Genomic DNA, 25,068 nt, shown 5'->3' on the forward strand with positions numbered 1-25,068 from the left:
CTGTTAACCGCCTGTCGACAGGAAATCCACAACCAGTTTGTTGAACAAAACCGGCTTTTCCGCGTGCAGCCAGTGACCCGTGCCGGCGATGACGCGGGCCTTGGCGGCCGGGAATTGGGCCATCGCGGCCCCGGTGTATTCGGGCAGCATATAGTCGGAGTCGCCGCCCTTGATGAAGAGTGTCGCGCCTTCGAAGCGGCGTTCATCGTCGGGCCAGCCCATGATGTTGGCGTAGTTGCGCTCAAGGGCCGGCACGTTGAAACGCCACCCCCATCCAGACTCCCCTTTGGCGAAGGATTTGAGCAGGAACTGGCGCACCCCGGCGATCTCGATGTGCTCGGCCAGCATGGCTTCCGCCTCGCTGCGGCTCTGGGGGGGCGTGGCCAGCGTGGCATTGAGCCCAGCAAACACGTTCTTGTGGCGGGCGTGGGGATAGGCCACCGGGGCGATGTCCGCCACTACCAGCTTGCTGACCATTTGAGGGGCCTGCTTGGCGACCTGCATGGCGACCTTGCCCCCCATGGAGTGACCCACCAGGGCCACCTGTTCAAGTCCAAGATGGTCCAGCAGGGCCAGGATGTCCGCCGCCTGGGCCGGGTAGCTCATCTCGTCCGAGTGAAAGGAGGCGCCGTGATTGCGCAGATCGACGCTGATGACCCGGTATTGTTCGCTGAGGGGGCGCGCCAGCAGGCCGAGGTTGTCCAGGCTGCCAAAGAGGCCATGGATCAGCACGACAGTCGGGCCTTCGCCCTGTTCCTTGAAGTTCAATCGTGGGTATTGTTGCAAAATGACACCTTATCGGTCGTGGGCTCTATCGCCATAATTTTTAACACACTGAAAGAAAAGGATTTCATTCCTGATGGGGGGATTTTTTGTGGTTTTTTTTTCAAAAATATCTCCCCGGGATCGGCTATCAGTGCGGGGGATCACACACTTGGCCTGTCATTATGCCGTATTCTCAAGGAGATTCATGCACATCTGTCCGCCCCTTGCTTGGGCTGCCGGGTCTGCCTATGTATAATCGCCGCATCCGAATTTCGACGAGTCCAGCGCATCCCTATGAAAACCATCGAGCTTGATGACGATCTCTACTTCTTTATCGCGAGCCAGACCCGGCACATCGGCGAGAGTGCGTCCGATATCCTGCGTCGCCTGCTGGAGCAACCCGCCCAGGCTGGCACGGCAACCGTGGCGGCCGCGCCTGCGATGCAACCGCAACCCGTGGCCGATGCCATGGGGCTGGAGGCACTGCTGGATTCCGGCGAGCTTCAGAAAGAAGAGAAGTCCATCAACCGCTTCATGCTGGTATTGAGCACCCTCTATCGGGACAACCCGGAAGGCTTCACCCAGGCGACCGAGATAAAAGGGCGCAAGCGCGTCTATTTCTCCCGTGACCCGGAAGCGCTGCGTGCCAGTGGCAGCACCACCAAGCCCAAGCCGGTACCGGAGACCCCGTTCTGGGTGATCACCAATACCAATACCAGCCGCAAGCAGAACATGGTGGCTCAGCTCATGAACAGCATGGGTTATGACGAGGATCTGACGGCTCGGGTGTGCGGCGCCGTTTAACCCATCAATGACTTCAGGCCTTGCCGGGCAAGGCTCAGCTCAAGGAAAACGCCATGGCACAGCATTCCCACGCCGGTCAGCCGGCTCGTCTTTGCGATCTGACCAACATTCCCCGTCTGGTCAGCGCCTACTACCTCAACAAGCCGGACATGAGCCGCCCTGAGCAGCGGGTCGCCTTCGGCACCTCCGGTCACCGCGGCAGCGCCCTGCACAGCGCCTTTACCGAATCCCATATTCTGGCGGTGACCCAGGCGCTGGTGGAGTACCGCCAGCAGGCCGGTATCACGGGGCCGCTGTTCGTCGGCATGGATACCCATGCCCTGTCTGAATCCGCCTTTGCCAGCGCGGTGGAAGTGCTGGCGGCCAACGGTGTCGAGACCCGCATTCAGGCCGGCCTCGGCTTCACGCCGACCCCGGTCATCTCCCATGCCATCCTGCGCCACAACGCAGGCAAACCCGTGGCGCAGGCGGACGGCGTGGTGATCACCCCGTCCCACAACCCGCCGGAAGATGGTGGCTTCAAATACAACCCGCCCCACGGCGGTCCTGCCGAAGGCGAGATCACCAAGTGGGTGGAAGACCGCGCCAACGCGATCCTGGAAGCGGGCCTGGCCGGCGTGAAGCGGATGCCGTTTGCCGAGGCCCTCAAGAGCCCGTTCGTGGTGGAACACGACTATGTCACCCCTTATGTGGATGATCTCGAAAACGTGCTGGATCTGGCCGCCATCAAGCAGGCTGGCATCAAGATCGGCGTGGATCCGCTGGGTGGCTCCGGCGTCGCCTACTGGGACGTCATCGCCAGGCGCTACGGTCTGGACATCGAGGTGGTGAACTACAAGGTCGACCCGACCTTCTCCTTCATGACCCTGGACAAAGACGGCAAGATCCGGATGGACTGTTCCAGCCCGTTCGCCATGGCGAGCCTGATTGCTCTGAAAGACAAGTTCGACATCGCCCTTGGCAATGACCCTGACTACGACCGTCACGGCATCGTCACCAAGGCGGGCCTGATGAATCCGAACCACTATCTGGCGGTGGCCATCCAGTATCTGTTCACCCACAGAACCGGCTGGCCCAAGGGGGCGGCCGTCGGCAAGACGCTGGTCTCCTCTTCCATGATCGACCGGGTGGCCGGCGAGATTGGTCGCACCCTCAAAGAGGTGCCGGTCGGCTTCAAGTGGTTCGTGGACGGTCTCTACAGCGGCGAGTTCGGCTTTGGCGGCGAGGAGAGCGCGGGTGCCTCCTTCCTGCGCAAGGACGGTACCGTCTGGACCACCGACAAGGATGGCTTCATCCTGGCGCTGCTGGCGGCCGAGATCCTGGCGGTGACCGGCAAGGATCCCCAGGCCCACTACGATGCGCTCGAAGCCAGATTCGGCCGCTCCAGCTACCGCCGCATCGATGCTCCGGCCAACAGCGCCCAGAAGGCGGTGCTCTCCAAGCTGGATCCGGCCCTGGTGGAAGCCTCCACCCTGGCCGGTGAGCCCATCCTCGCCAAGCTGACCAAGGCGCCTGGCAACGATGCCGCCATCGGCGGCCTGAAAGTGGTGACCGAGAACGGCTGGTTCGCGGCGCGCCCCTCCGGTACCGAGTCCATCTACAAGATCTACATGGAGAGCTTCAAGGGGGAGGCGCACCTGGACCTCATCCAGCAGGAAGCCCAGCAGATCGTCTCCGCCGCCCTGGCCAAGGCAGGCGTTTGACCCTCACGGCAACAACCCATGTGAAAGAGGAGCCCTGGTGGCTCCTCTTTTTTTGTGTCGGGTTGACTGCGGATCAGCCGTTGTCGACGCTGCCGGTGGCGGCCTTGCGGTTCTGCCAGCGCTTGAGGAAAGAGCGGGCCGGCAGCTTCATCAGGAAGAGAGAGAGCAGGATGATGCCGATGCCGAGCCACTGACGGCCATCCAGGGTTTCTCCCACCATCAGCACACCGCAGGAGACCGCCACCATGGGATTGGTGAGGGCCAGCATCCCCATCACCTCAGGGCCATGGCGTTTGAGTCCCCAGAGCCAGGCCCAGTAGGCCAGAGCCGTATTGAGGATCACCAGCCAGATAAGCCCGGGAGTGGCGTCAGCCCGGGGCAGGGGCATGGGGCCGGCCAGCCACCAGGCCAGCGGGATCAGCATCAGGCCGCCCAGCAGCAGCTGCCAGGCGGTCAGGGCCAGCAGATCGTCCACCGGCCAGCGTTGCATCCAGCGGCTCGACTGGCCGATGAGCAGGGTGGCGAGCAGGGCGCACGCCACGCCGACGGGATCCAGATTGGCAGAGGGATTGAGCAGCAAGAGCACCCCGACGAGCCCCATCACCCCCAGCAACAGCCACTTGAGCGTCGGTCTGACACCGTCTTGCAGCCAGGCCAGCCCCATCAGGATGAGGGGCAGCGTCGCTCCCAACGTACCCGCCACGGCGCCGGGCAGGCGAAACGCCGCCACGAACAGCAGGGCGAAGAAGGCGGTGATGTTGCAAAACGCCAGCAGGAACTGCCTGCTCCAGACGAGAGGCGGTCTGCGGGGATGGAGCAACAGCAGCAGCACCCCGGCGGGGAGGGCGCGCCACACGGCCACCCAGTAGGGGGAGTAGTCGGTCAGGTAGAGACTGACGACGGCATAGGTGCTGCCCCAGAGCAGGGGGGCAAGCAGGGCGATCAGCAGTGGCATGGTTATCTCGTAATAAAGTATCTTTAAGTAAAGATACATTAGCCGCGAGTTGGTTTATTATCAAGAATCTTCATGTAAAGATAATGGAGCCCGAATGGAGAGTGATCATGTAGATCAGCTGCTGGCCCAGTGGGCCCGGCAGCGCCCGGACCTCGACTGCTCCCCTATGGGGGTGCTGGGGAGGGTGGCGCGCATGGCGGCGATCGCCGGGCGCGAAGTGAGCGAGACCCTCAAGGAGTGCGGTCTGCTGGGGTCTGATTTCGATATCCTGGCGACCCTGCGTCGGGCCGGCGAGCCGCTGACTCCGACCGCGCTCTACCAGTCCGCCATGCTGAGTTCAGGGGCCATGACGGCCCGGCTCGACAAACTGGAGCAGCGTGGCCTGATAAGACGTGAAGCCTCCCCCGATGACAGGCGCAGCCTGCTGGTCTGCCTGACGGAGCCGGGGCGGGAGCTGGTTGACCATGCGGTGGAACAGCACGTGGCGAACGAGCGCCGCCTGCTGGCCCCATTGAGCCTGGTCGAACAGGAGCAGCTGGCCGCCCTGCTCAAACGTTGGCTGCTGGAAAACGAATAAAAAAAACGGGCCTGCGGGCCCGTTTTCGTTGGCATTGAGGCTGACTCAGTAGCCGCCTCTGGCATCCCTGACGGCAAGGCCAAGCTGCCATACCGCCATGGCGTAGTGGGTGCTGTGGTTGTAGCGGGTGATGGCGTAGAAGTTCGGCAAGCCGTACCAGTACTGGTAACCGGTGCCGACATCCAGACGCAGCAGGCTCGCCTCCTTGTGATTGCCAAGGGAGCCGATTGGGGTCAACCCGGCTCCGCGCAGGGTGGCCACCGGGTAGCGGGTCTGGAAGCCGTGCTCATAGCCCGGCAGCTGTCCCTGGCCGCGCACCGCCACCGGCTGCCCTTTCTCCCAGCCGTGGGCCTTGAAGTAGTTGGCCACGCTGCCGATGGCATCCACCGGATCCCACAGGTTGGTGTGGCCGTTGCCGTTGAAGTCCACCGCGTAGTTGCGAAAACTCGACGGCATGAACTGGCCGTAGCCCATGGCCCCGGCATAGGAGCCCTTGGGTTCGGTGGGATCCATCCCTTCATCCCGGGTCATCACCAGGAAGGCTTCCAGCTCGCCGGTGAAGAAGTCGGCGCGGCGCGGGTAGTCAAATGCCAGGGTCGCCAGGGCGTCGAGAATGCGGGTCTTGCCCATCACCCGACCCCAGCGGGTCTCCACCCCGATGATGCCGACGATGATCTCGGGTGGCACCCCGTAGATCTGCTGCGCCCGGTTGAGTTCACTCTCGTATTCGCGCCAGAAGTTGACGCCGTTCTGTACGTTGTCCGGGGTGATGAACTTGGCGCGGTAGCGGTTCCAGGCGCCGGTCGGGCCGGTGGGCGGTCTGGTGGTGGGGGCCTGGGCGTCCATCAGCTTGATGATCCAGTCATAACGCTCGGCCTGGGCCAGTACCCGGTGCAGCTCGGCGCCGTCGAAGCCGTGCTTTTGCACCATCCGCTGCACGAAGTTGTCCACGTTGGAACGATTGGCGAAGTCCCCCTTGCTGACCCCGGGCTGGCTCACCTGTCCGTAGAAGGGTTTGCTCGGCGGCGTCTGGTTGATGAAGGCGCTGTTGGGTTGGGGTTTGACCACGGGCTTGGGCGCCGGCGTGCTGCTGCAGCCGTAGATCAGGGGAAACAGGGAGAGGACACAGACAAGGCGACGCATAGGGTTCTCGTGAGCCTGAAAAAGAGTGCCGTCATGGTAAAACATTGGCGTGCAGGCGCAAGTGCTCCGTGCCGGCGCGTCCCCCGGGATCCCGTCAGCGCAGGGTGTGGTAGCCGCTCCAGATCCGGGTCAGGGTCGTGATGGCACAGAGCAGGGCGAAACCGTAGGCCAGTGGCACGAAGGCGGCGGGCCAGAGGCACATGAGCACGAAGAGGGCGATGGTTTCGCTCCCCTCGGTGAGCCCGCCCAGATAGTAGAGGGATTTGTGGCGGTAGACGGGGCTCTCGATGCCCCGTTTGCCCGCCATGATGGCAAAGGCCAGAAAGCTCGATCCCGTGCCCATGAAGGCGAACAGCAGGGTGGCGGCGGCCAGGGCGTTGGCCGGGTCGGCGAGGGCAAAGCCCAGCACCACGGCGGCGTAGAAGATGAAATCCAGCGTGATGTCGAGAAACCCGCCGCAGTCGCTGATGCCCGTTTCCCGCGCCACGGCGCCATCCAGCCCGTCCAGCAGCCGGTTGAGCAGAATCGCCGCCAACGCCCACTGATAGCAGCCAAATGCCAGCAGCGGCAGCGCCAGCATGCCGATGAGAAAGCCGACGAGGCTCACCTGGTTGGCGCTCACCCCGGCCCGGCACAGGGGGCGGGCGAGCGCGGCGAGGGGGCGGCGGATAACCGGGATCAGGTGGCGATCAAACAAGGTGGTGCTCCTCTTCTGGGATGGCTGGGGGGATCAGCTGCAAGATGGTGCCCGGCGCATCCTCTTCGTCGTGGGTCACCAGCAGCGCGGGGATGGCCTGCGTGCGCAGGCGCTCGAACACCAGGGTTCTGAATGCCGCCCGCAGCGGCTTGTCGAGGCGGGAGAAGGGCTCGTCCAGCAGCAATGCCCTAGGCTCGGCCAGCAGGGCACGCAGCAGGCTGACGCGGGCTTTCTGGCCGCCGGAGAGCGCCCCTGGCAGCTTGTCCGCCTGATTTGTCAGATCTACCTGTGCCAGCGCGGCCACCGCCTTTTCTCGCCTCACCCTGTGCCCTTTCACGCTGGCCGGCATGCCAAACATCAGGTTCTCGGCCACCGTCAGGTGGTCGAACAGCAGATCATCCTGAAACAGCATGCCGATGCGCCGCGCCTGGGGCGGTAGCTGTGTGAGCCTGCGTGCGCCGAGGGTCACGTTCCCCTCCAGCCGGATGGGGCCGCTTGCCGGCAATACCCCCGCCAGCGCCGCCAACAGGGAGCTCTTGCCACAGCCACTGGGGCCCATCAGGGTCAACACCTCGCCCGGTGCCACCTGCAGGGCGGGCAGCGAGAGCAGCAGGGCTTCCTCCAGATAGAGGCGAAGGGGCGTGGTGCTCAGCATATGGTTATTTCCAACATGAGAGTTCATCGTTAGCCGCCCCCCTTGAGCGCCGGGTTGAGTCGGGCCGGCAGCCAGAGCGCCAGCAGATAGATAACGAGCGGCAGCAGCAGTTGCAGCAGGCCGTAGAGGCCCGCCAACCGCCGGTTGAGGCCGCTGCCGATGGCCACCGCCTCGGTGGTGATGGTGACCACCCGGCCTGCGCCAAACAGCAGGGTCGGCAGGTATTGGGCCAGGCTCACCGCGGCACCGACGCCGAAGGCAAACAACAGCGGACGCGCCAGCAGCGGCCCTTTCACCTGCCACCAGGCTCGCCATGGGGTTGCCCCCAGCAGCAGGGCGCTCTGGGTGAGCCGCGCGTCGAACTGGCGATAGGGGCCGTGCAGGCACAAATAAACGTAGGGAAAAACGAACAGCAGTTGGCTCCAGAGCACCCAGCGCCAGCCGATGCCATCGCCCCCCCACCCGAGGCTGAACCTGTCCACCCCGAGGCGAATGCCGAACAGCAGGCTGGCCTGCGGCAGCAGCAGCGGCAGGCAGATGAGCCAGAGCGGCCAGGGGCGGCGGCCGGCCTGCGCCTCCAGACTCAGCACCGCCATCACCAGCGCTATGGCTCCGCTCGCCAGCGCCAGCAGGATGCTGGTGGTCAGCAGCGGCGACAGGGTCGGCAACAGTTCGAGCCAATAGCGGCCGCTCCACTGGCTAGGCCAGAGGGCGGGAAAGGGCCAGCGCCGGGTCAGGGACCAGAGTAGCAGGGCGGCGAGCACCAGCAGATTGGTCAGGAGCAGCCCCCACACGCCGATGCGGGCAATGAGTGCGGGCCAGGGCGAGGCGGGGGCGCGTCGCCCATCCAGCCAGCGTGCCTTGCCGAGGGTGAGGTGGGTCCGCTCCAGCAGCCTGAGGGCGCCAAGCAGCAGCAAGTTGAGGGCGAGCAGCAAGAGGGCGCCGCTGGCACTGGCGCCGCGCCAGGCGGGGTCGGCATCCTGATACCAGAGCCAGAGTCGCACCGCCAGGGGCGGCGGGGCATCCGGCCCCAGCAGCAGGGCGAGATCCACCACCGCCAGACCATAGGCGGCCACCGCGTAGAGGGGCAGTCGCAGGGCGGGCCAGAGGGCGGGCAGCAGCAGGCGCCACCAGATCCGGGGGGCACTGAAGCCGAGGCTGGCCCCCAGCCACTGCTGGCGCGCCACCTTGGCGGGATCCAGTGCCGCCAGCGCCATCAGCAGCAGGAAGGGGGTCTCCTTGAGGATGAGCACCACGATGAGGCCAAGGCCCCAGGGATCCTTGAGGGTTTGCCAGTCCGGGGGCTGATGGGTGAGGTCAAGCAGGGGGGCGACGAGGCGCAGCAGCCAGCCGGAGGGAGCGATCAGAAAGGCGATGCCAATGGCAAAGGCGACGTGGGGAAGCGCCAGCAGGGGGGAGAGCAGGCGGCGCAGCCAGCGCATCCAGGGACGCCCGTCCCCCTGGGCGAGCAGCAGGGCTGTGGCGCCGAGGGCCCCCAGGGTGGAGGCCCCCGCCACCCAGAGGCTCAACCCTGCGGAGTGCCAGAGTCCGGGCTGGGGGAGCAAGAGGGATAGATTGGCGGGGGAGAGCCCCTCGATGACCAGCAACAGCAGGCCCCCGGCGAGCGGGATCCCCAGCAGCAGGGCTCCCAGCATCAAAAAGGGCAGCAGGAGGAGAAGAGGGGCGCGCGCCTGCATGATGGATCAGTGGCCGTAGCGCTCGGCCCAGGCCGCTTCCAGCCGTGTCTGCCAGCTGGGGTGGGGCTCTGCCACTCCCTTGAAGCGCAATGCCGGACGGGTCTGGCCTGGCAGCGCCTCCTGGCGCAGCACGCTGGGATCCCCCCAGAAGGCGGGGTCGCTCTTGCGCGCCTGGGCGGCGGGGCTCAGCAGGAAGTTGACCACCACCTTGGCCCCGGCCCGGGCGGAGGCATTGAAGGGGATGGCGAGGAAATGGCTGTTGGTGAGCGCCCCTTTTTCCATGGCGATGGCCTGGACGGTGGGGGGCAGGGTGCCGTTTTGCACCGAACTCTGGGCTTCCCCCGGGTTGAAGCTGATGGCCATGGCCAGCTCGCCGTCATCGAGCAACTGCCTGGTTTCGGCGGCGCCGGTGGGGAAGAGCCTGCCCTTTCGCCAGAGCGCGGGGTGAAGCTGGTCGAGCCAGGCCCAGAGAGGGGCGGTGACGCGGAGGAAGTCGGCATCGGTCGCCTCCCGATAGAGGGGCGCCTGATCCGGTGTCAGCTCCAGCAGGATCTGCTTGAGAAAGCTCGAGCCGTGAAACTGGGGAGGCTTGGGGTAGGTGAAGCGGCCGGGGTGAGCCTTGGTCCAGGCAAGCAGGGCAGCCGCCGAGGTGGGAGGTGCGTCTACCTGGTCGCCATCCACCATCAGATTGAGCTGGCCTATGCCCCAGGGGGCCTCCAGCCCCTCGACCGGCACGGTGAAGTCTTCACTCACCGGCAGGGCGGTGTCCACCAAGGCCATGTTGGGCAGCTCGTCGGTAAAGGGGTCCCCCAGCAGCCCCTGCTCCTTGAGCGCCTTGAAGTTCTCGCCGTTGACCCAGAGCAGGTCGATGGGGCCGCTCGACGTCTTGCCAGCCTGCTTGCCGGCCAGCAACTGGCTCACGCTCTGGGCGATGTCATCCACCTTCACCTGCACCAGCTCGACCTGGTACTGGCGAGCGATCTCCTGCCTGGCCCACACCAGGTAGGCGTTGATCTCGGGGCTGCCCCCCCAGGCGTTGAAGTAGACTGTCTGCCCCCTGGCGGCCAGCAGGGTCTGCTGCCACGATGCGTCATTGGCGTGGAGCGGGGAGGTCAGCAGCAGGGGGACAGCGGCCATCAGGGGACGGAGCAGGGCGCGAAGTCGGGTCGTGAACATGATGGTTGCCTCGTCAGAGTCAGGCGCCGCGGCGCCAGCGGTGATAACGGGCCAGCAGCGCCAGTAGGCGCCCGGGCTGGCGGGCACGGCGCCAGGCGCCAGCCACGTACTTGTTCCCCTCCATCAGGGTGGGGTAGGGGTGAACGGTGGCGAGGATCTTGCCAAGTCCCAGGCGGTGGCGCATGGCGAGAGCAAACTCGGCGATCCGCTCGCCGGCGTGAGCACCCACTATGGTGGCCCCGAGTATCCTGTCACGGCCCGGCACCGTCAGCACCTCGACAAAGCCCCCTGACTCGCCGTCGGTGATGGCTCTATCCAGCTCGGCCATCTCGAAGCGGGTCGACTCGAAGGGGATGCCTCGGGCCCGAGCCTCTTTCTGGTTGAGGCCGACCCTGGCTATCTCCGGACTGGTATAGGTGGCCGCCGGCATGACCCTGTAGTCTGCCCGAAAGCGCCTGAACTGGCCAAAGAGGGCGTTGATGGCGGCATACCAGGCCTGATGGGCGGCAAAATGGGTGAACTGGTAGGGGCCGGCAACGTCCCCCACCGCCAGGATGCTGGGGTAGTTGGTGGCGAGGAAGCCGTCGATGGCCAGGGTGCCGCCGGGGGCCAGTTCAACCCCCAGCGCCTCCAGCCCGAAACCGCTCACGTTGGCCTCCCGGCCAAGGGCCAGCAGCAGCTGGTCCCCCTCAACCACCAGCGTCTCGTCCCCCCGGCGCAGGTACAGCCGGATGGGCAGGTTGGCGCCTTTACCGTCCATATACCCGGCCGAGGTAGCCTGCCAGCCGAGGTGCAGGGTGACGCCGTCGTGCTCCAGCTGCGCGGCCAGGGCCCCGGCGACGTCCCTATCTTCCCGGGGCAGCAGCTGAGGGCCTTGCTCCACCAGGGTGACGGGGATACCGAGCAGGGCCAGGCTCTGGGCCAGCTCGCAGCCGATGGGGCCTCCTCCCAGCACCAGCAGATGGCGGGGGGGCTCGCGCAGTCGCTGCCAGAGGGTGTCGGAGGTGAGGTAGGGAACCCTGTCCAGCCCCGGCAGTGCGGGCACCCGGGGGCGGGCGCCGGTGGCGATCACGATATGACGGCTGGTCAGGCGCTTGCCGTTGACCTCCACCTCCCAGGGGGAGGTGACTCGCGCCCGCCCCTGGATGCACTCCACCCCGAGTCCTTCATAGCGCGCCACCGAGTCGTGGGGTTCGACCTCCTCGATGACCCGGGCGACCCGCGCCATCACGGCGGCGAAGTCGGCGCGGCTCTGGCTCGGGGTAAAACCAAGCTCCCCGGCCTTGCGCTGTTCAATGGCGAAGCGGGCGCTTCGGATCAGCGCCTTGGAGGGGACGCAGCCGGTATGGAGGCAATCCCCCCCCATCCTGTGCTGCTCGATGAGGGCCACTCTGGCTTTCACCGCGGCGGCGATGTAGCTGGTGACCAGGCCTCCGGCGCCGGCACCTATCACCAGCAGGTTGTAGTCAAAGTGCGCCGGCTTGCGGTAGGGGGCGTGCAACCGGTAGAGGGCGAGACGGCGCTGCAAGGCACGCATCAGCCAGGGCATCAGGCCGAGCAGGGTCAGGGCGGCCAGCAGGCCGGGGGAGAAGAGGTTGCCTGTGCTGGTGAGGGTCGCCAGCTCGCTCCCCGCCAGCACGTAGACGAGGGTGCCCGGCAGCATGCCGAGCTGGCTGACCCAGTAGTAGGTGCTGACTCTGATGGGGGTGAGCCCCATCACCAGGTTGACCAGAAAGAAGGGGAAGAGGGGGATGAGGCGCAGGCTCAGCAAATAGAAGGCCCCCTCCTTTTGCATGCCGGCCTGAACGCTCGCCAGCTTGTCGCCAAAGCGTGTCTCGACCCAGTCCCGCAGCAGGAAGCGGGCGCTGAGAAAGGCCAGGGTGGCGCCGAGGGAGCTGGCAAAGGAGACCAGCAAGAGCCCCCACAGGATGCCGAAGACGGCGCTGCCCGCCAGGGTGAGCAGGGCAGCCCCCGGCAGGGAGAGGGCGGTGGTGAGCACATAGATCACCAGAAACAGCAGGCTGGCTGCGACAACATGGCGGTCGACCCAAAGGGCCAGGCGCGCCTGATGAGCCTGCAACTGGGTGAGGCTCAGATAGTGGTCAAGGTCGAGGGCAAAGAAGGTGCCGACCAGGACCCCCATCGCCAGCAACAGCAGCAGGCGTGCCCTGTTCATCCCTGCCCCTTGTCGAGGGGACTCTCGGGTTGCACCGGCAACTGGCAGAACCCCTGGGGAGCGATGTCGAGAGCGGCATTGAACTTGGCGGACATGTTCTGGAAGGCGATGAGGCCGGTGAGCTCCACCAGGGCGTCGTCATCGAACCAGGGCTTGAGGCGGGCGGCCTGCTCGTCGCTCACGCCATCCAGCCCGGTCATGGCCTCGGCATAGTCCAGCACGGCCCGTTCCCGCTCGTCGAACAAGGGGCTGTCGCGCCACCGGGCCAGCGCCTCCACCTTGTCGCTGGAGCCTGCCCGCTTGACGAGGGTCATGGCGTTGATGTCGACACAGAAACGACACCAGTTGAGCTGGGAGACCCGCACCGTCACCAGGGAGCGCAGCACGGGGTCGATGGGGGAGCGCTTGCGGTTGATGACGCCGTAGAGGGTGGCGACCGCGGCGAACAGCCTGGGGGAGCGCCCCCAGCACTTGCCCGGGATCAGTACCTGACCGTAGTTGCGTTTCTGCAGCCAGAAGAAGGGGCGGATGAACCAGGCGTAGGCCCGGTCCGGTTTGACCTCAATGCGCATCTTGTTCCTCTTTGAGCTTCTCCATCTTGGGCTTGTAGGCCCCGCCCAGGCGCTCGTTCAACCGATTCAGGAAATCGATGATCCGTGCCCGGTTGACCCCCAGATCGCTGCGCCCCTGGCGCGAGGCGGAGCGCATGTCGATACGGGTCTCTTTGGGCCCGGCAAAGACCCGCAGGGCCACGTCATCCTGAAACCCGAACCAGCCGGTGGTGACGACGGCATCGATACCCTCGCTGCCCGGGTGAACCTGCCAGCCCAGCTCCGTCATCAGTTCCTCGGCTTCCGCGAGCACTTCGACCGGGGATGCCCGGGTATAGAGAGGACCGGGGTTGCCTGGAAATAGTTGCAGGGGCGGGGGGGAGACCGGGAGATCCTCCGGGCTTCTGAGCTGCTCGGCCCACTGGAGCCGTGGCGGATGGTAGGGATCCGTGCTGACGTCGTTGGTGAGGGGGGAGCGCAGCGCCTGGACGAGAAACAGCAGGGGCAACAGCAGGGGAGCAATGCCCCAGATATCCGGCCAGAGGTTGGTGGTGCGGCGATAGCGCCAGGGCAGGCGCAGCAGCAGCACGAGGCTGAGGAGGGCGCTGGCGAGACAGAGGATGAAGCCGAGCCACCAGGGCCAGAGATGGGCGCGGCTGCCAAGAGCCCCACAAAGGGGCAATAGCCAGGTCAGCAGCGGCCACCACAAAGAGCTGTGCATAAGAGGGATCCACGGGTCAGGATGGAACTATGCCCAGAAGGATAAACTTAATTGCCTGATAACGTTAGTAAATGATCATCAATCCCAGGCGTGCGGCTCAGAGAACCGATGGCCTCGTCGCCCTGGATCAGTTGCGATAGAGCACCTTGATGAGGTGGAAGCCGAACTTGGTGCGCACCGGCCCCAGCACGGTCAGCAGCTCCCCCTTGAACACGGCATCGTCGAAGGACTTGACCATGTCCCCCTTGGAGAACTCTCCCAGATCGCCGCCACGCTTGCCGGAAGGGCAGGTGGAGAAACGCTTGGCCATCTGGCTGAAATCGGCGCCCTTGGCGAGCTTCTCCTTGATCTCCAGACACTGTTTCTCGGTCTTGACCAGGATGTGCTGGGCACAGGCTTTTTTCATCGGAATGCTCCTCGGCGAGGGGAAAGGGGGCGCAAGATTACTGCAATTGCGCCTCCGCGTCAGCCCCTCGGGCGCGAGACCCGGCTCCGGGGGCCGGCGGCCAGGGGGACCCTGGCCCGGGATTGCCAGAGGATCTCCAGCCCCAGCAGGGCATAGAGGCTCCAGATGGCCAGGGGGTTGAGCCAGTTGCCTCCCATCTGCAGGGTGGCCAGGGCTGCGCTCACCAGCAGCAGGACTATGCCGGGCAGGCGCCAGTGGGCAGACAGGGGGGCGAGCAGGGCCATGCCCAGCAGCAGGGCCAGGCCAAAGGGCAGATTGAGCGCGGTGAAGGCGAGGGCCTGCTGGCCGTTCATGCCGGTCAGCAATGCCAGCAGGGCGCTGCAGCAGGCCAGGAAGGTGATGAACTCGAGTCGGTCGGCGATGTAGTCAGCCAGTTGTTCGCTACGTAGGTGCATGGGGTCTCTCCTGCGATGATTGGGATCAGTGTGGGACAGGCAGGAGCGCAGGGGCAGCGGGATAAATCGATTGAATTGAACGAAGCTTTAGTGCCATCTATTCAAGTGATTGATTTAAACTTATTTTCCTGTTCAATAGCAGGCAGGGCGGGGAAGAGGGCACGGAGCAAGTCGAGGGGGACGGGTTGACGAAACCCGCCGGATGCGGGGTGTCCGACAAGGGTTGTCGCGACGAGCCGGACCCTGCTGCCAGCCCAAGGCCGCCAGGGGAGATCCGGCGTGGCGGGGTCGGTGGTGGCGTTTTGTTCGCCCCTTGCCCGGATTGTGCGCAGTTTGGCTCCTCACACCCGGCTGGCTCCTTGCTGGGCCGAAGCGATCCCCGCACCGGGGGCGGCAGAGCGGCACGCAAAGGGGCCCCGAGCGTGGGATTTCGCCGTCGTGATTATGCTAGGATGAGCGGCACTCGCCCGGGATGAGTCTCGGTATCGTACTAAATAACACAATCTTTAAATCATGTTATTCGGGGAAAATGACGTTTGACAGGATGCTATCCTACTTTTCTCACCGGGAGCACTTCATCCGGGCGATCCCGTCGCCCCGGGCCCGGTCTCTTGCTGCTCGCCCTCGCTCTCTGGCTGATGGCGATGCCCGCCATGGCGGCCAAGTTGACCTACCAGATCAAGGGGGTCAGGGGAGAGCAGAAAGACAACGTCGAGGCCTACCTCAACGCCCTGCCCGTCTATCAGGAACGCCAGTACCGCCCCGCCCGCGCCAAGATCACCGAGAGCGTACAGAAGGCGCTGCAGGTCTATGGTTACTACCAGCCCAAGATCACCCTGAACCGCGACAAGAAGACGCCCGCCAAGGTGGTGATCGAGATTGAGCGGGGGGAACCCGTGATCATCTCGCGCCTCGACATCCTGCTGGAAGGGGATGCGGGGAGCGACGAGGTGTACAGCGAGCTGCTGGACAAGCTGCCCCTGAAGGAGGGAGATCCCCTCAACCACGGCAAATATGAATCCATCAAGGCGGATCTCGGCAGTCTGGGGTTGGCCCGTGGCTATTTTGACGCCAAGATAAGCAAGAGTCAGGTCAAGGTTTTCCCGGAACAGGGCAAGGCGGAGATCTACATCCTGTTTCGCTCTGGCCCGCGCTACCATTTCGGCGAGATCCGCTATGACGCGACGCCGGAGGCACTGCACCTTATTCGCCCGCTCATCAACATCAAGAGCGGCGACCCCTATCTGGCGATCCGTCTGGCGGAGATGTCCCAGGATGTCTCCTCCACCAAGCTGTTCAAGCAGGTTGACATCAAACCCCTGATCAGCCAGGCCGAGGGCAACCGGGTGCCGGTGCAGGTGACCCTTTCCAACCGGGTCGATCACGAGATTGAGACCGGTATCGGTTATGCCACGGACGTGGGGCCGCGCCTGAGTGCCACCTGGGAGAAACCCTGGGTGAACCGCTATGGTCACCGCCTCTCCAGCACCGCCAAGATCTCGGCGCCGGAAGCGGAGCTCAGCTTCGACTACCAGATCCCGGTGGGCAACCCGCTGCGGGATTACTACTCCCTGCAGGCGGGCTATCAATACACCGACAACAACGACACCCGCTCCGATCTGGCCACCTTCGGGGTGCACCGCTGGACACGCCGACCGGAGAGCTGGGACAGAGACGTCTTTGTGCGCCTGGAGAACGAGCGCTACGTCCAGGGTCAGGACGAGGGGAACAGCCTGCTGCTGATCCCCGGCGTCTCCTGGTCACGGCTGCGGGTGCGCGGCGGTCTGGTGCCGGATTGGGGGGATCGCCAGCAACTGACGATGGAGTTCTCGAGCCCCTACTGGGGGTCCGACATCAGCTTCATGCGGGTGTGGGGGCGCAGCAAGTGGCTGCGCACCCTGGGCGAAGATCACCGTTTCCTGATGCGGGCCGAACAGGGGGCCATCGTCGGGGATGATTTCTCCCTGGTCCCCCCCTCCCTGCGCTTCTTCACCGGCGGCGATCAGACGGTCCGGGGCTACGGTTACGAGACCATTTCGCCACGGGGGGACGATGGCAAGCTGACCGGCGGACGCTACGCCAGCGTCGGCAGCCTGGAGTACAACTACCGCTTCAGCGAGAAGTGGCTCGGTGCCCTGTTCGTGGACGCCGGGACCGCCACCGTCGACTACAGCGAGGCCTGGAAGATAGGCACCGGGGTCGGGGTGCGCTGGGTCACCCCCATCGGTCAGGTCAGGCTCGATCTGGCGGTGGGCATCTCCGAGGAGGACAAGCCGCTGCGGCTGCACTTCGCACTGGGGCCGGAACTATGACCCGGCAACCAGGCGCATATCCTCTTCTTTCTCTTTTCTGGCCGCTGCGGCTGCTTTCCTTGCAGGGGTCTGCATCGTGATCTGGGTAAAACGCATTTTCTTGTGGCTCATGGGCCTCTTCTTCCTGCTGCTCATCGGCGTCAGCCTGCTGGGCTTCACCCATCAGGGCAACAAGTGGCTGTGGCAACAGGCCAGAGCCGCGCTGCCCTCCCTCAAGGGGGAGCTGGTGGCGGGGCAACTCGGTTATGGCTGGACCTTCGAAGGGGTTGGCTGGCAGGACGAGCTGGTGGATGTCACCGTGGAGCGGGCCGTGCTGGACTGGGATCTGGGCAAGCTCCTGCAGGGCAAGCTCTGGATCAAGACTCTGGCGGTGACTCGCCCCGTGGTCCGGGTGGCGGAGTCCGAGCCGGTGCCGGAAGAGCCGTCGGAGCCCTTCGTCTGGCATCCGTTGCCGCTCAAAATCCAGGTCGACAGCCTCAAGGTTGCCGATCTCGATGTGGCGGTGCCCGGCGTGACGATCACCCTCAAGGATCTGGACATTGGCGCCGCCCTGGATCGCGCCGGGCTCATCGTGCGCGGCCCCGTGCTCGATGGCCTGAACGTGGTGGTAGCACCATCCCCGGTGGAGGCGGCCAGTGACAAGGGCGCCAAACCGGCGGATGAGAAAAGCGCCACCCTGGCGGCCGGCGAGGGCAAGGCTGTCCCCGGTGACAAGACGCAGGCCGCAAGCAAGCCCGAGCCCATGGTGCTGCCGGCGGTGCGACTGCCTTTCCCCATCCAGCTGGAGGGGCTGAAAGCCACGGCGTTCCGTTATCAGCAAGGTGAGCTGGTGGAGGGGCTTGACAACCTGTTGCTGTCGGCCACCGCCGAGGAGGAGCGCATCGACATCCGGGAGCTCTCCTTGCGCCATGCCATGGCGGATCTGGCCTTGCGTGGTCAGGTGCGCCTGCACGAGGATTACCCCCTCACCCTGACTCTGGATGCCAAGGCGCGTCAAGGGCTGCTGGACGGGGAGCTCAAGGGGGAGCAGGTCAATCTCGTCCTGGACGGTTCTGTGGGCAAGCTTGGGCTGGCACTCAAGGCCAAGGGGCCGGTGGGCGCCAATCTCAAAGGATCCCTTGCGGCCCTCGACCCGGATCTGCCCTTCGATCTGGCGCTGGACTGGAAGAGCCTCTCCTGGCCCCTGCACAAGCCTGCCAAGGATGAGCCCAGCTATCGGTTGGACAAGGGCACCCTGAGCGCCAAGGGCAAGCTCTCCGGTTATCAGTTTGCGCTCAACACCGCCGGCAAGGGGACCGATGTGCCCCCCTTCAAGGTGGCGCTCTCGGGCAAGGGGGATCTCAACCAGCTGAGCTGTATCGAGCTGCTGCTGGGGGCCCTCAAGGGGGAGCTCAAGCTCGACGGCAAGCTGGCCTGGAGCAAGGGGGTCCAGTGGCAGGGGACGACCGAATTCAAGGGGATCAACCCGGCGGAGCTGGTGCCCGAGATCAAGGGGGCACTGGCGGGCAAGATCACCAGTCGCTTCGATCTGGATGAGGCGGGCCACTGGCAGCTTGCCCTGCCCGAGCTCAAGGTGGATGGCAAGCTCAACCAGTATCCCCTGGCCTTGCAGGGCAGGCTCAGCGGCAACGACAAGATGGAGTGGACCATCCCGGCCCTGACGCTGCAAAGCGGCCCCAACCGGCTGCAGGCCAAAGGCTCGCTCACGACCCAGGCCTGGAAGCTGGATGCGGATCTGGATGCGCCCAAGCTTGGGGGTATCTACCCGGGTCTGGGAGGGGACATCAAGGGCCAGGTGCGCGTCACCGGCAACCAGCAGGCGCCGCGCGTGAATGCCGATCTGGTGTCGGGCCGACTCGCCTACGCGGGCACCGTCCTCAAGGAGACCGTCATCAGGGCCAACGCCCTGGTCGGGGAGAAGCCCGCCGGTGAGGTGGCGGTGACGGTGGCGAGCCTGGCGCAGGGGGAGACCAAGCTCTCGCAAATCGCCCTGAACCTGAGCGGCGATCTCGAGCGCCACGGGCTCACCTTGACCATGAAGGGGGATCCGCTGGCGGCAGACCTCAGCCTGAATGGCAGCCTGCGCGGTGACCGCTGGCGTGGCGCCCTTGCCGAGCTGAAGCTCAAGACCCCCCTCAAGCGCTGGGCGCTGACCGCCCCCTGGTCTCTGGACCTGGATCTGCCGAAACAGCAGCTGACCATGGGGGATCTCTGCCTCGCGTCCCAGAAGGCCAGTCTCTGCGTCAAGGGGAGCCGGATAGCCCAGTCCCAGGGCAATCTGGAATTTGCCCTGAACGAATTTGATCTCAAGCGGCTGCGCCCCTGGTTGCCGGACAATTTCCGCTGGCAGGCGGTGCTGTCGGCCGACGGGCGCGCCAGCTGGCGCGGCAACCAGCCGACCCTGCACGCCACCGTGCGCACCACGCCTGGGACCTTCGTCGCCGACGAACTCAAGACCGACTACCAGCGCCTCGAGCTCGGGATCGACTTCGAGCGCCAGCAGGCCGCCATCCGGGTCGATTTCGCCTCCGAGCAGATCGGCAACATCGACACCGATCTGCTGATCCGGGATCCCGCCGGCCGCGGCAACCTCGGCGGTCAACTCAGGTTTGACGATCTGAAGCTTGCGACCTTTGCGCCGCTCATTCCCGAAGTGCGCTCCCTGCAAGGGGTCATCTCGGCGGATGCCCGCTTCGACGGTACCCTGGCTGCCCCCCTGCTGTATGGCGAGCTGAACCTGAAGGAGGGGGAGGTTCAGACCCACTCCGACATGGTGACCCTCTCCAAGCTGGTGACCCGCCTCAAGATAGAAGGCAACCGGGCCGAACTCGACGGCTCCATGATGGTGGGCAAGGGCCCCCTGGTGCTGGGGGGCTGGCTGAGCTGGGCCCAGCAGCCGGTGACCGGCAGCCTCACCATTCAGGGCAAGGAGCTGGAGGCCCAGTACCCGGGCATGGGCCGGGTCAGGGTGACCCCTGACATCGCCATCTCTCTCGGGGAGGAGACCAGGGTGACCGGGCAGGTGGACATCCCCTGGTCGCGCATCCTGGTCAAGAGCCTGCCAGACAGCGCGGTAGCGGTCTCCGATGACGTCACCGTCATCTACGACGATCTGCCGCCGGTCCCCAAGGCGGCACCGCTGCCCATGGAGATCAGGCTCGCCATCCGGCTCGGGGACGACGTCCGCCTTGAAGCCATGGGACTCAAAACCAAGGTGGGAGGGGCCCTCAACATTCGCCAGGATCCCTCCAAGCCGCTCTCGGGCAACGGGCAACTGGAGCTCAGGGACGGGCGCTTCAAGGCCTATGGCCAGAACCTCATCATCAAGGAGGGGCGGATCCTCTTCTCCGGCCCCATCGATCAGCCCTATCTCAACATCGAGACCTATCGGGATCCGGACACCATCGAGGACAACGTGACCGTCGGGGTGCGGGTGACGGGGCCGGCCGCCAAGCCGAAGATCACTGTCTATTCCGAGCCGCAGATGGCGCAGTCCGAACAGCTCTCCTATCTGTTGCGGGGCAAGGGATTGCAGACCAGCGGCGAGGATGGCGGCTTCAACGGCCTGCTGGTGGCGGGGGCCGTGAGCCAGGCGAGCGGCGTGGTCTCCAGCATCGGGGAGTCCCTCGGCATGAGCGACGTGGCCCTCGATACCGCAGGCAGTGGCGATGACACCCAGGTGACCCTGTCGGCCTATCTGCTGCCCGGCTTGCAGTTCCAGTACGGGGTCGGGGTGTTCAGCCCCATCGCCGAATTCAAGCTGCGCTACGAGCTGATGCCAAGGCTCTATCTGCAGGCCATGAGCGGGGTGGCCCAGGCGGTGGATATCTTCTATCGCTTCACCCTGTAAGGGGCGCGGATGACAAGACAGATGCCTGGGGGGACGCTGATCCCCCTCTGCCCGACCTGCTGATGACAGCTGTCGCAAGCAGGTTCGGGGTGAGAGCGTGCATATATTGACGGGAGGCCTGGCCTCCCGTTTTTTTGAAGAAGAAGGGGATTTGTGGAAGGCAGAAAAGCGAAAACCCGGCACAAAGCCGGGTTCTCTGAAAGATGGTGGAGGGAGAAGGATTCGAACCTTCGAAGGCAGAGCCGTCAGATTTACAGTCTGATCCCTTTGGCCGCTCGGGAACCCCTCCACGGGGCATGACCTGATTGTGCGCACTTGAATGGTGGAGGGAGAAGGATTCGAACCTTCGAAGGCAGAGCCGTCAGATTTACAGTCTGATCCCTTTGGCCGCTCGGGAACCCCTCCCCAAGTGCGAGGCGCATACTAACAGATCTGTCGCGCTTGTGAACCCCTCTGCCGGGATTTTTAATGCTTAAAGGATCGGGTTGATGGCCGATAAGCAATGAAACCTTCATTTCCAAGATTTATCTCATGCTGCCCAGTGCGATTCGTGACCGCTTGCTCGTGGATGAGGCCCAGTTGGGCCAACGGCTCAACCAGGATCTCCGTGCGGGGGACCGTGCCGACTTCAGGCTGCATCTGGCGCTGCTGACTGATGCAGTGGAAGAGCAGCCCTGGTTTGATGCCCCGCCCAAGCCTGCGTCGGGTGAGATGGATTGGCGCTCCCGTTTCGGTCTGATGCCCCGGGCGTCCCTGCAAGGCGGGGTGGAAGAGAGCGATGCCACCAGCCTCAACGAGCGTCTGCAACAGGGCGGGTGCATGACGGATGTGAGACTCTGGCTGGCGCTGCGCTCCCCGCCACTGGTGAGCCGAACGCCCGCGCTGGATCCCGCGGTGTATGACAACCTCTCGGCACTGGGTCGCGAGCGATGGCAGGCCCGCCCTATGGGCGCTGACCCCAGGGAGGAGGCTCCGCTGATGATGCTGCCGCTGCTCGATGAGCTTGCGCATGGGGTGGATGCCAGGCTGCGCTGGCTGGGGTGACGGCACGGTAGAATGCAAAAAGGCGGGATAACCCGCCTTTTGCTTTATGAGTGGTGAACCTTGTCAGGCGTCTGCTTCGTCCGGTTGGGGCACTTCCTTGCCGGCGGCACGACGGGCGATGGGTTTTTCCGTGTGACGGTTGAGCTGGCGTTCCAGCTTCTGGCCCAGGTCCGTGATGGCAGCATAGAGATCCTCGTGCTCTGCCTGCGCAAACAGTTTGCCGTTGGGAATGCCGATAGTGGCTTCGACGATATACATCAAACGCTCTTTGGAGATGATCACATGGGGTGTGATGAGAGGCACCTGAAGACGCTCGAGCTTTTCAAAACGGGATTCAATGCGCTCGCGGATGGCTGGGGTGATGTCGATGATTTTACTGGTCATTTCGATTTTCATAATGGCCCCCTTCGGGTCGTCTTGCTTGTGTCTTCACCTCCAGATTACCCATGTCGCCAAATCAAAATGTGATCTATATCACGAAAAATGCCCTTGGGAATCCCGCTGTCCATAAATTGTGAGCTTTTCCCGTTTCATGCCAAAAACCGCTTGAGCTCAGTGAAACAGGCAGGCAGTATCAGCAAATAGGATCGTTTCTGTCCCCCCTCGGCAGCGCCTTGTGTCGACCCGATGTTTGGTTTTTGCCGCATAGTCTCGAATTTTCTCCACCCACATCGCCTCATCGCATCGCAAAATCATTGCCATGCGCCGGTGGAGATATGCGCGCAAACGGATATGCTTTTCTGCAGGAGTCGGGGTGGATAACGTGGTTGTAGTGGTTGGAGTCGTAGATGAAGCAGCAAGCCACCCAGATGATGTGGTTTTATGATCGGCAGCATGGGCAATGGAGCCTGTCTGATCATGTCTCTTGTGAACCCTGGGCAGGGGAGGGAACCCACCCCTGGGCCACCCAACTTGAGCGGGAAGATGAAGCGGGTTTCGCCGATTTTCTTGCAAGACTCCACGATTCCTGCCAGCCAGGCCAGTTCATCGGTCACCTGCGCGATGAGGACGGCAAGGTACACCACGCGCTCTGGTACGGTCAGTATGTGCCTGCACAGGGGCTCTGTTGTGGCTGGCTTGCCCCCCTCGAAATGATGCATCGCGAGATGGATCGCGCCAACTCCCCCGCAGGCGTGACACCGCCGCTTCCCATGTTGCAGGCCCCCTTGCTGGCCAAGCTGGCGCAGGCGCTTTCCGCCAAGACGGGGCTCGATTTTTGCCAGACCCTGGTCAACGAGCTGGCCCATATCCTGGGAGCCACTGCCGTCTGGCTGACGGAGCGGGTTGGTCTCGACAGGCTGAGAGTGCTGGCGAGCCACGGCATCGACGTCAAGGAGTATGCCCTCTGTGACATGCCCTGCCAGCAGCTCTATCGCCAGGGGTCCTCCTGCGCGGTCCCCGTGAGTGAACCCCTGACCGGGTATCCTGACCTGCCCCCGTGCCAGCACTATTACGCCCAGCCGCTGCTCGATCGCAACGGTCAGATCCTGGGTCATCTCGCCCTGCTGTTCCCGAGCCAGACCCGGACCACGGATCTGGACTCTGTCCTGACCATCTTCTCGGTGCGCATGGTGGCCGAGCTGGAGCGCCTGCAAAGCGATGCCCTGATGCGGCTGCCTGCGGTGGCCTTTGAAACTCACGAAGGGATCATCATCACGGATCCCGAGTTCAAGATCCTGCGGGTCAATTACGCCTTCAGCCAGATCACCGGCTTTGACAACCAGGGGGTGATTGGTTTGCATCTTGGTAACGATCTCTGGTCGGGGTTGGGAGGGCTGGGTTACGAGCTCAACGCCCTGGATCGCTGGCAGGGGGAAACCCTGCGCCTGCACGCCGACGGTCACGCCTATCCCCAGTGGGAGATCGTCACGCCGGTGCAGGATGAGAAGGGGGGGATCAGCCACTATGTCATCTTCTTCGAGGATATTTCCGAGCGCAAGGCGGCGGAGCGCCGCATTCAGGATCTCGCCTTCTATGACGAGCTGACCGGCCTGCCCAATCGTCGTCAGCTGCACGAAACCCTGACCCAGGCGTTCACCGATGCAAATCGCAGTCACCTCATCGGGGCCCTGCTGTTCATCGATCTCGACCACTTCAAGACCATCAATGATTCCCTGGGTCACGCCACCGGCGACTGGCTGCTCAAGGAGGTGGCCAGCCGTCTCAAGCGGCTGGTGCGCCAGGGGGATTGTCTGGCCCGTCTCGGCGGCGACGAGTTCGTGTTGTTGCTGCCAGCGCTCTCCATCAGCCCTCCCCAGGCGGAGATGCAGGCCGACCTCATCGCGGAGCGGCTCATCGGGGAGATCGCCGCCCCCTATGATTTCAGAGGCCAGGTGCTGCACATCGGCGCCAGTGTCGGCATCACCCTCTTTCCCGGTCGGGAGCAGGAGGCGGGGGATCTGCTCAAGCAGGCTGACACCGCGATGTATCAGGCGAAATCGGCGGGCCGCAAGACCCGGCGCTTCTTTGATGCCTCCATGCAGTTGCAGGCCGACCGGCGTCTGCACATTCACAACGAGCTGCGCAGTGCCCTCGATAATGGGGAGTTGACTCTCCACTACCAGCCCCAGCACATGGTGGCGGGGGGGGAGATCATCGGTGTCGAGGCGCTGATCCGCTGGCAACCCCCCGGGCGTGCCCTGGTGTCGCCTGCCGAGTTCATCCCCATTGCCGAGGAGACGGATCTCATTGTCGACATCGGCAACTGGGTATTGCACGAAGCCTGTACCCAGTACGTCTCCTGGGAGGAGAACGGGATCCACGTCCCTCAGCTCTCGGTCAACGTGAGCGCCAAACAGTTCCATGCTCCCGACTTCGTCGATCGCATTCACGATGTGCTGGCGGCCACCGGCATGGATCCCGCCTGCCTCAACCTGGAGATCACCGAGTCGGTGGTGCTGGGTCATGCGGAAGACACCATCAGCAAGATGGCGGAACTCAAGACCCTGGGCATCAGCTTTGCCATCGACGACTTCGGGGCGGGGTACTCTTCCCTGAGCTACCTCAAGCGGCTGCCGGCCGATGAGCTCAAGATCGACCGCTCTTTCATCCAGGACATACCCAAGGATGGTGACAACATGGCCATCGTCGAGGCCGTGATCGCCATGGCCCGCCACATGGGGTTCAACGTGACGGCGGAGGGGGTGGAGTCCCGCCAGCAACTGGAGTTTCTGCAGGCGCAGGGCTGCCATTTCTTCCAGGGATACCTCGCCTCCAAGCCGCTCCCTGTTCCCTACCTTGAACGCTATGTCAGCCGCCAGGTACGCGGTGATCGCCCCGTCTGCACCGATAAAAATAGTGTGGCGTAGCGCCCATATTTAACGGGTAGAATGAAGGTATCTCACCACCGCCAGCGGGCGGTGGTTATGCCTCTCAAGGGAG

At 64.3% G+C, this 25,068-nt stretch carries 20 protein-coding genes and 2 tRNA genes; 7 read left to right on the forward strand and 15 right to left on the reverse strand.

The features are described from left to right. Positions 1-3: 3 nt before the first annotated feature. Entirely contained in the window at positions 4-768 is a 765-nt protein-coding gene (locus ACNPAA_RS04375) for an alpha/beta fold hydrolase (RefSeq protein WP_417891619.1), read from the reverse strand. Between the two features lie 291 nt (positions 769-1,059). On the opposite strand from ACNPAA_RS04375, the gene seqA reads away from it, so the two are divergent. Both seqA and pgm read left to right on the forward strand, forming a co-directional pair. Beyond that, positions 1,060-1,569 (forward strand): replication initiation negative regulator SeqA, encoded by a 510-nt coding sequence (gene seqA, locus ACNPAA_RS04380; RefSeq protein ID WP_010674108.1) that lies wholly within the window; start codon positions 1,060-1,062, stop codon positions 1,567-1,569. Positions 1,570-1,622: 53 nt separating this feature from the next. Next, on the forward strand, positions 1,623-3,272 hold the full coding sequence (pgm, locus tag ACNPAA_RS04385) for a phosphoglucomutase (alpha-D-glucose-1,6-bisphosphate-dependent) (protein ID WP_010674109.1): 1,650 nt from the start codon (positions 1,623-1,625) through the stop codon (positions 3,270-3,272). Positions 3,273-3,345: 73 nt separating this feature from the next. Here pgm and ACNPAA_RS04390 read toward each other — a convergent pair whose 3' ends face one another. Continuing rightward, entirely contained in the window at positions 3,346-4,227 is an 882-nt protein-coding gene (locus ACNPAA_RS04390; protein ID WP_109112014.1) for a DMT family transporter, read from the reverse strand. A gap of 94 nt (positions 4,228-4,321) precedes the next feature. Here ACNPAA_RS04390 and ACNPAA_RS04395 point away from each other — a divergent pair, with 94 nt between their 5' ends. Then, positions 4,322-4,804, forward strand: coding sequence for a MarR family winged helix-turn-helix transcriptional regulator (locus ACNPAA_RS04395; RefSeq protein WP_010674111.1), 483 nt, complete (start codon positions 4,322-4,324; stop codon positions 4,802-4,804). 45 nt (positions 4,805-4,849) lie between these two features. On the opposite strand, the gene mltB is transcribed toward ACNPAA_RS04395, so the two are convergent. From mltB to ACNPAA_RS04445, 10 genes are all read right to left on the reverse strand, one after another. Further along, the gene (mltB, locus tag ACNPAA_RS04400; protein WP_182954424.1) at positions 4,850-5,947 is read right to left on the reverse strand and encodes a lytic murein transglycosylase B; all 1,098 of its coding nucleotides are present in this window, start codon (positions 5,945-5,947) and stop codon (positions 4,850-4,852) included. Positions 5,948-6,041: 94 nt separating this feature from the next. Continuing rightward, on the reverse strand, positions 6,042-6,644 hold the full coding sequence (locus tag ACNPAA_RS04405) for a CDP-alcohol phosphatidyltransferase family protein (protein WP_109112012.1): 603 nt from the start codon (positions 6,642-6,644) through the stop codon (positions 6,042-6,044). Continuing rightward, positions 6,637-7,299, reverse strand: coding sequence for an ATP-binding cassette domain-containing protein (locus ACNPAA_RS04410; protein WP_279955675.1), 663 nt, complete (start codon positions 7,297-7,299; stop codon positions 6,637-6,639). The genes ACNPAA_RS04405 and ACNPAA_RS04410 overlap by 8 nt, the downstream gene beginning before the upstream one ends. Before the next feature lie 29 nt (positions 7,300-7,328). Next, positions 7,329-8,954 carry an ABC transporter permease gene (locus ACNPAA_RS04415; RefSeq protein ID WP_417891612.1) on the reverse strand — a complete coding sequence of 542 codons (1,626 nt, stop codon included), beginning with the start codon at positions 8,952-8,954 and terminating at the stop codon, positions 7,329-7,331. 48 nt (positions 8,955-9,002) lie between these two features. Then, positions 9,003-10,172, reverse strand: a complete 1,170-nt coding sequence (locus ACNPAA_RS04420) for an ABC transporter substrate-binding protein (protein ID WP_227263525.1) — start codon at positions 10,170-10,172, stop codon at positions 9,003-9,005. A gap of 19 nt (positions 10,173-10,191) precedes the next feature. Beyond that, a complete protein-coding gene (locus ACNPAA_RS04425; RefSeq protein WP_417891613.1) occupies positions 10,192-12,348 on the reverse strand; it encodes an FAD-dependent oxidoreductase in 2,157 nt (718 codons plus the stop codon). After that, positions 12,345-12,920 carry a carboxymuconolactone decarboxylase family protein gene (locus tag ACNPAA_RS04430; RefSeq protein WP_161469597.1) on the reverse strand — a complete coding sequence of 192 codons (576 nt, stop codon included), beginning with the start codon at positions 12,918-12,920 and terminating at the stop codon, positions 12,345-12,347. The genes ACNPAA_RS04425 and ACNPAA_RS04430 overlap by 4 nt, the downstream gene beginning before the upstream one ends. Continuing rightward, complete coding sequence (locus ACNPAA_RS04435) at positions 12,910-13,620, reverse strand: DUF1499 domain-containing protein (RefSeq protein WP_041212718.1); 711 nt, start codon at positions 13,618-13,620, stop codon at positions 12,910-12,912. The genes ACNPAA_RS04430 and ACNPAA_RS04435 overlap by 11 nt, the downstream gene beginning before the upstream one ends. A gap of 127 nt (positions 13,621-13,747) precedes the next feature. Beyond that, positions 13,748-14,026, reverse strand: coding sequence for a peptidylprolyl isomerase (locus ACNPAA_RS04440; protein WP_039039827.1), 279 nt, complete (start codon positions 14,024-14,026; stop codon positions 13,748-13,750). 59 nt (positions 14,027-14,085) lie between these two features. Continuing rightward, entirely contained in the window at positions 14,086-14,481 is a 396-nt protein-coding gene (locus ACNPAA_RS04445; RefSeq protein ID WP_043154193.1) for a hypothetical protein, read from the reverse strand. Positions 14,482-15,017: 536 nt separating this feature from the next. Between ACNPAA_RS04445 and ACNPAA_RS04450 the strand changes: the two genes are divergently transcribed. Further along, on the forward strand, positions 15,018-16,793 hold the full coding sequence (locus ACNPAA_RS04450; protein ID WP_042017328.1) for an autotransporter assembly complex protein TamA: 1,776 nt from the start codon (positions 15,018-15,020) through the stop codon (positions 16,791-16,793). A gap of 76 nt (positions 16,794-16,869) precedes the next feature. Further along, positions 16,870-20,643, forward strand: coding sequence for a translocation/assembly module TamB domain-containing protein (locus tag ACNPAA_RS04455; protein WP_408763180.1), 3,774 nt, complete (start codon positions 16,870-16,872; stop codon positions 20,641-20,643). Between the two features lie 204 nt (positions 20,644-20,847). Here the strand turns inward: ACNPAA_RS04455 and ACNPAA_RS04460 are convergent. Beyond that, positions 20,848-20,932: transfer RNA gene (locus ACNPAA_RS04460), tRNA-Tyr, on the reverse strand. A gap of 31 nt (positions 20,933-20,963) precedes the next feature. Continuing rightward, positions 20,964-21,048: transfer RNA gene (locus ACNPAA_RS04465), tRNA-Tyr, on the reverse strand. Positions 21,049-21,174: 126 nt separating this feature from the next. Between ACNPAA_RS04465 and ACNPAA_RS04470 the strand changes: the two genes are divergently transcribed. Next, positions 21,175-21,687, forward strand: a complete 513-nt coding sequence (locus tag ACNPAA_RS04470; protein ID WP_052815832.1) for a VC2046/SO_2500 family protein — start codon at positions 21,175-21,177, stop codon at positions 21,685-21,687. Positions 21,688-21,750: 63 nt separating this feature from the next. Here the strand turns inward: ACNPAA_RS04470 and hpf are convergent, their stop codons facing one another. After that, on the reverse strand, positions 21,751-22,083 hold the full coding sequence (hpf, locus tag ACNPAA_RS04475) for a ribosome hibernation-promoting factor, HPF/YfiA family (protein WP_010674126.1): 333 nt from the start codon (positions 22,081-22,083) through the stop codon (positions 21,751-21,753). A 392-nt stretch (positions 22,084-22,475) separates the two neighbouring features. Between hpf and ACNPAA_RS04480 the strand changes: the two genes are divergently transcribed. Continuing rightward, complete coding sequence (locus tag ACNPAA_RS04480; protein WP_417891614.1) at positions 22,476-24,995, forward strand: EAL domain-containing protein; 2,520 nt, start codon at positions 22,476-22,478, stop codon at positions 24,993-24,995. The last annotated feature ends 73 nt before the right edge of the window (positions 24,996-25,068 follow it).

This window comes from Aeromonas sp. PS2Canimalfood6 (assembly GCF_048276795.1).
GTDB classification, from domain to species: domain Bacteria; phylum Pseudomonadota; class Gammaproteobacteria; order Enterobacterales; family Aeromonadaceae; genus Aeromonas; species Aeromonas caviae.

Bases quoted from the DNA above. Each gene is read 5' to 3' on its own strand.
- seqA (WP_010674108.1), top strand. From the start codon at position 1,060: ATGAAAACCATCGAGCTTGATGACGATCTCTACTTCTTTATCGCGAGC.
- pgm (WP_010674109.1), top strand. From the start codon at position 1,623: ATGGCACAGCATTCCCACGCCGGTCAGCCGGCTCGTCTTTGCGATCTG.
- ACNPAA_RS04390 (WP_109112014.1), bottom strand. From the start codon at position 4,227: ATGCCACTGCTGATCGCCCTGCTTGCCCCCCTGCTCTGGGGCAGCACC.
- ACNPAA_RS04395 (WP_010674111.1), top strand. From the start codon at position 4,322: ATGGAGAGTGATCATGTAGATCAGCTGCTGGCCCAGTGGGCCCGGCAG.
- mltB (WP_182954424.1), bottom strand. From the start codon at position 5,947: ATGCGTCGCCTTGTCTGTGTCCTCTCCCTGTTTCCCCTGATCTACGGC.
- ACNPAA_RS04410 (WP_279955675.1), bottom strand. From the start codon at position 7,299: ATGCTGAGCACCACGCCCCTTCGCCTCTATCTGGAGGAAGCCCTGCTG.
- ACNPAA_RS04415 (WP_417891612.1), bottom strand. From the start codon at position 8,954: ATGCTGGGAGCCCTGCTGCTGGGGATCCCGCTCGCCGGGGGCCTGCTG.
- ACNPAA_RS04420 (WP_227263525.1), bottom strand. From the start codon at position 10,172: ATGTTCACGACCCGACTTCGCGCCCTGCTCCGTCCCCTGATGGCCGCT.
- ACNPAA_RS04425 (WP_417891613.1), bottom strand. From the start codon at position 12,348: ATGAACAGGGCACGCCTGCTGCTGTTGCTGGCGATGGGGGTCCTGGTC.
- ACNPAA_RS04430 (WP_161469597.1), bottom strand. From the start codon at position 12,920: ATGCGCATTGAGGTCAAACCGGACCGGGCCTACGCCTGGTTCATCCGC.
- ACNPAA_RS04435 (WP_041212718.1), bottom strand. From the start codon at position 13,620: ATGCACAGCTCTTTGTGGTGGCCGCTGCTGACCTGGCTATTGCCCCTT.
- ACNPAA_RS04440 (WP_039039827.1), bottom strand. From the start codon at position 14,026: ATGAAAAAAGCCTGTGCCCAGCACATCCTGGTCAAGACCGAGAAACAG.
- ACNPAA_RS04445 (WP_043154193.1), bottom strand. From the start codon at position 14,481: ATGCACCTACGTAGCGAACAACTGGCTGACTACATCGCCGACCGACTC.
- ACNPAA_RS04470 (WP_052815832.1), top strand. From the start codon at position 21,175: ATGCTGCCCAGTGCGATTCGTGACCGCTTGCTCGTGGATGAGGCCCAG.
- hpf (WP_010674126.1), bottom strand. From the start codon at position 22,083: ATGAAAATCGAAATGACCAGTAAAATCATCGACATCACCCCAGCCATC.
- ACNPAA_RS04480 (WP_417891614.1), top strand. From the start codon at position 22,476: ATGAAGCAGCAAGCCACCCAGATGATGTGGTTTTATGATCGGCAGCAT.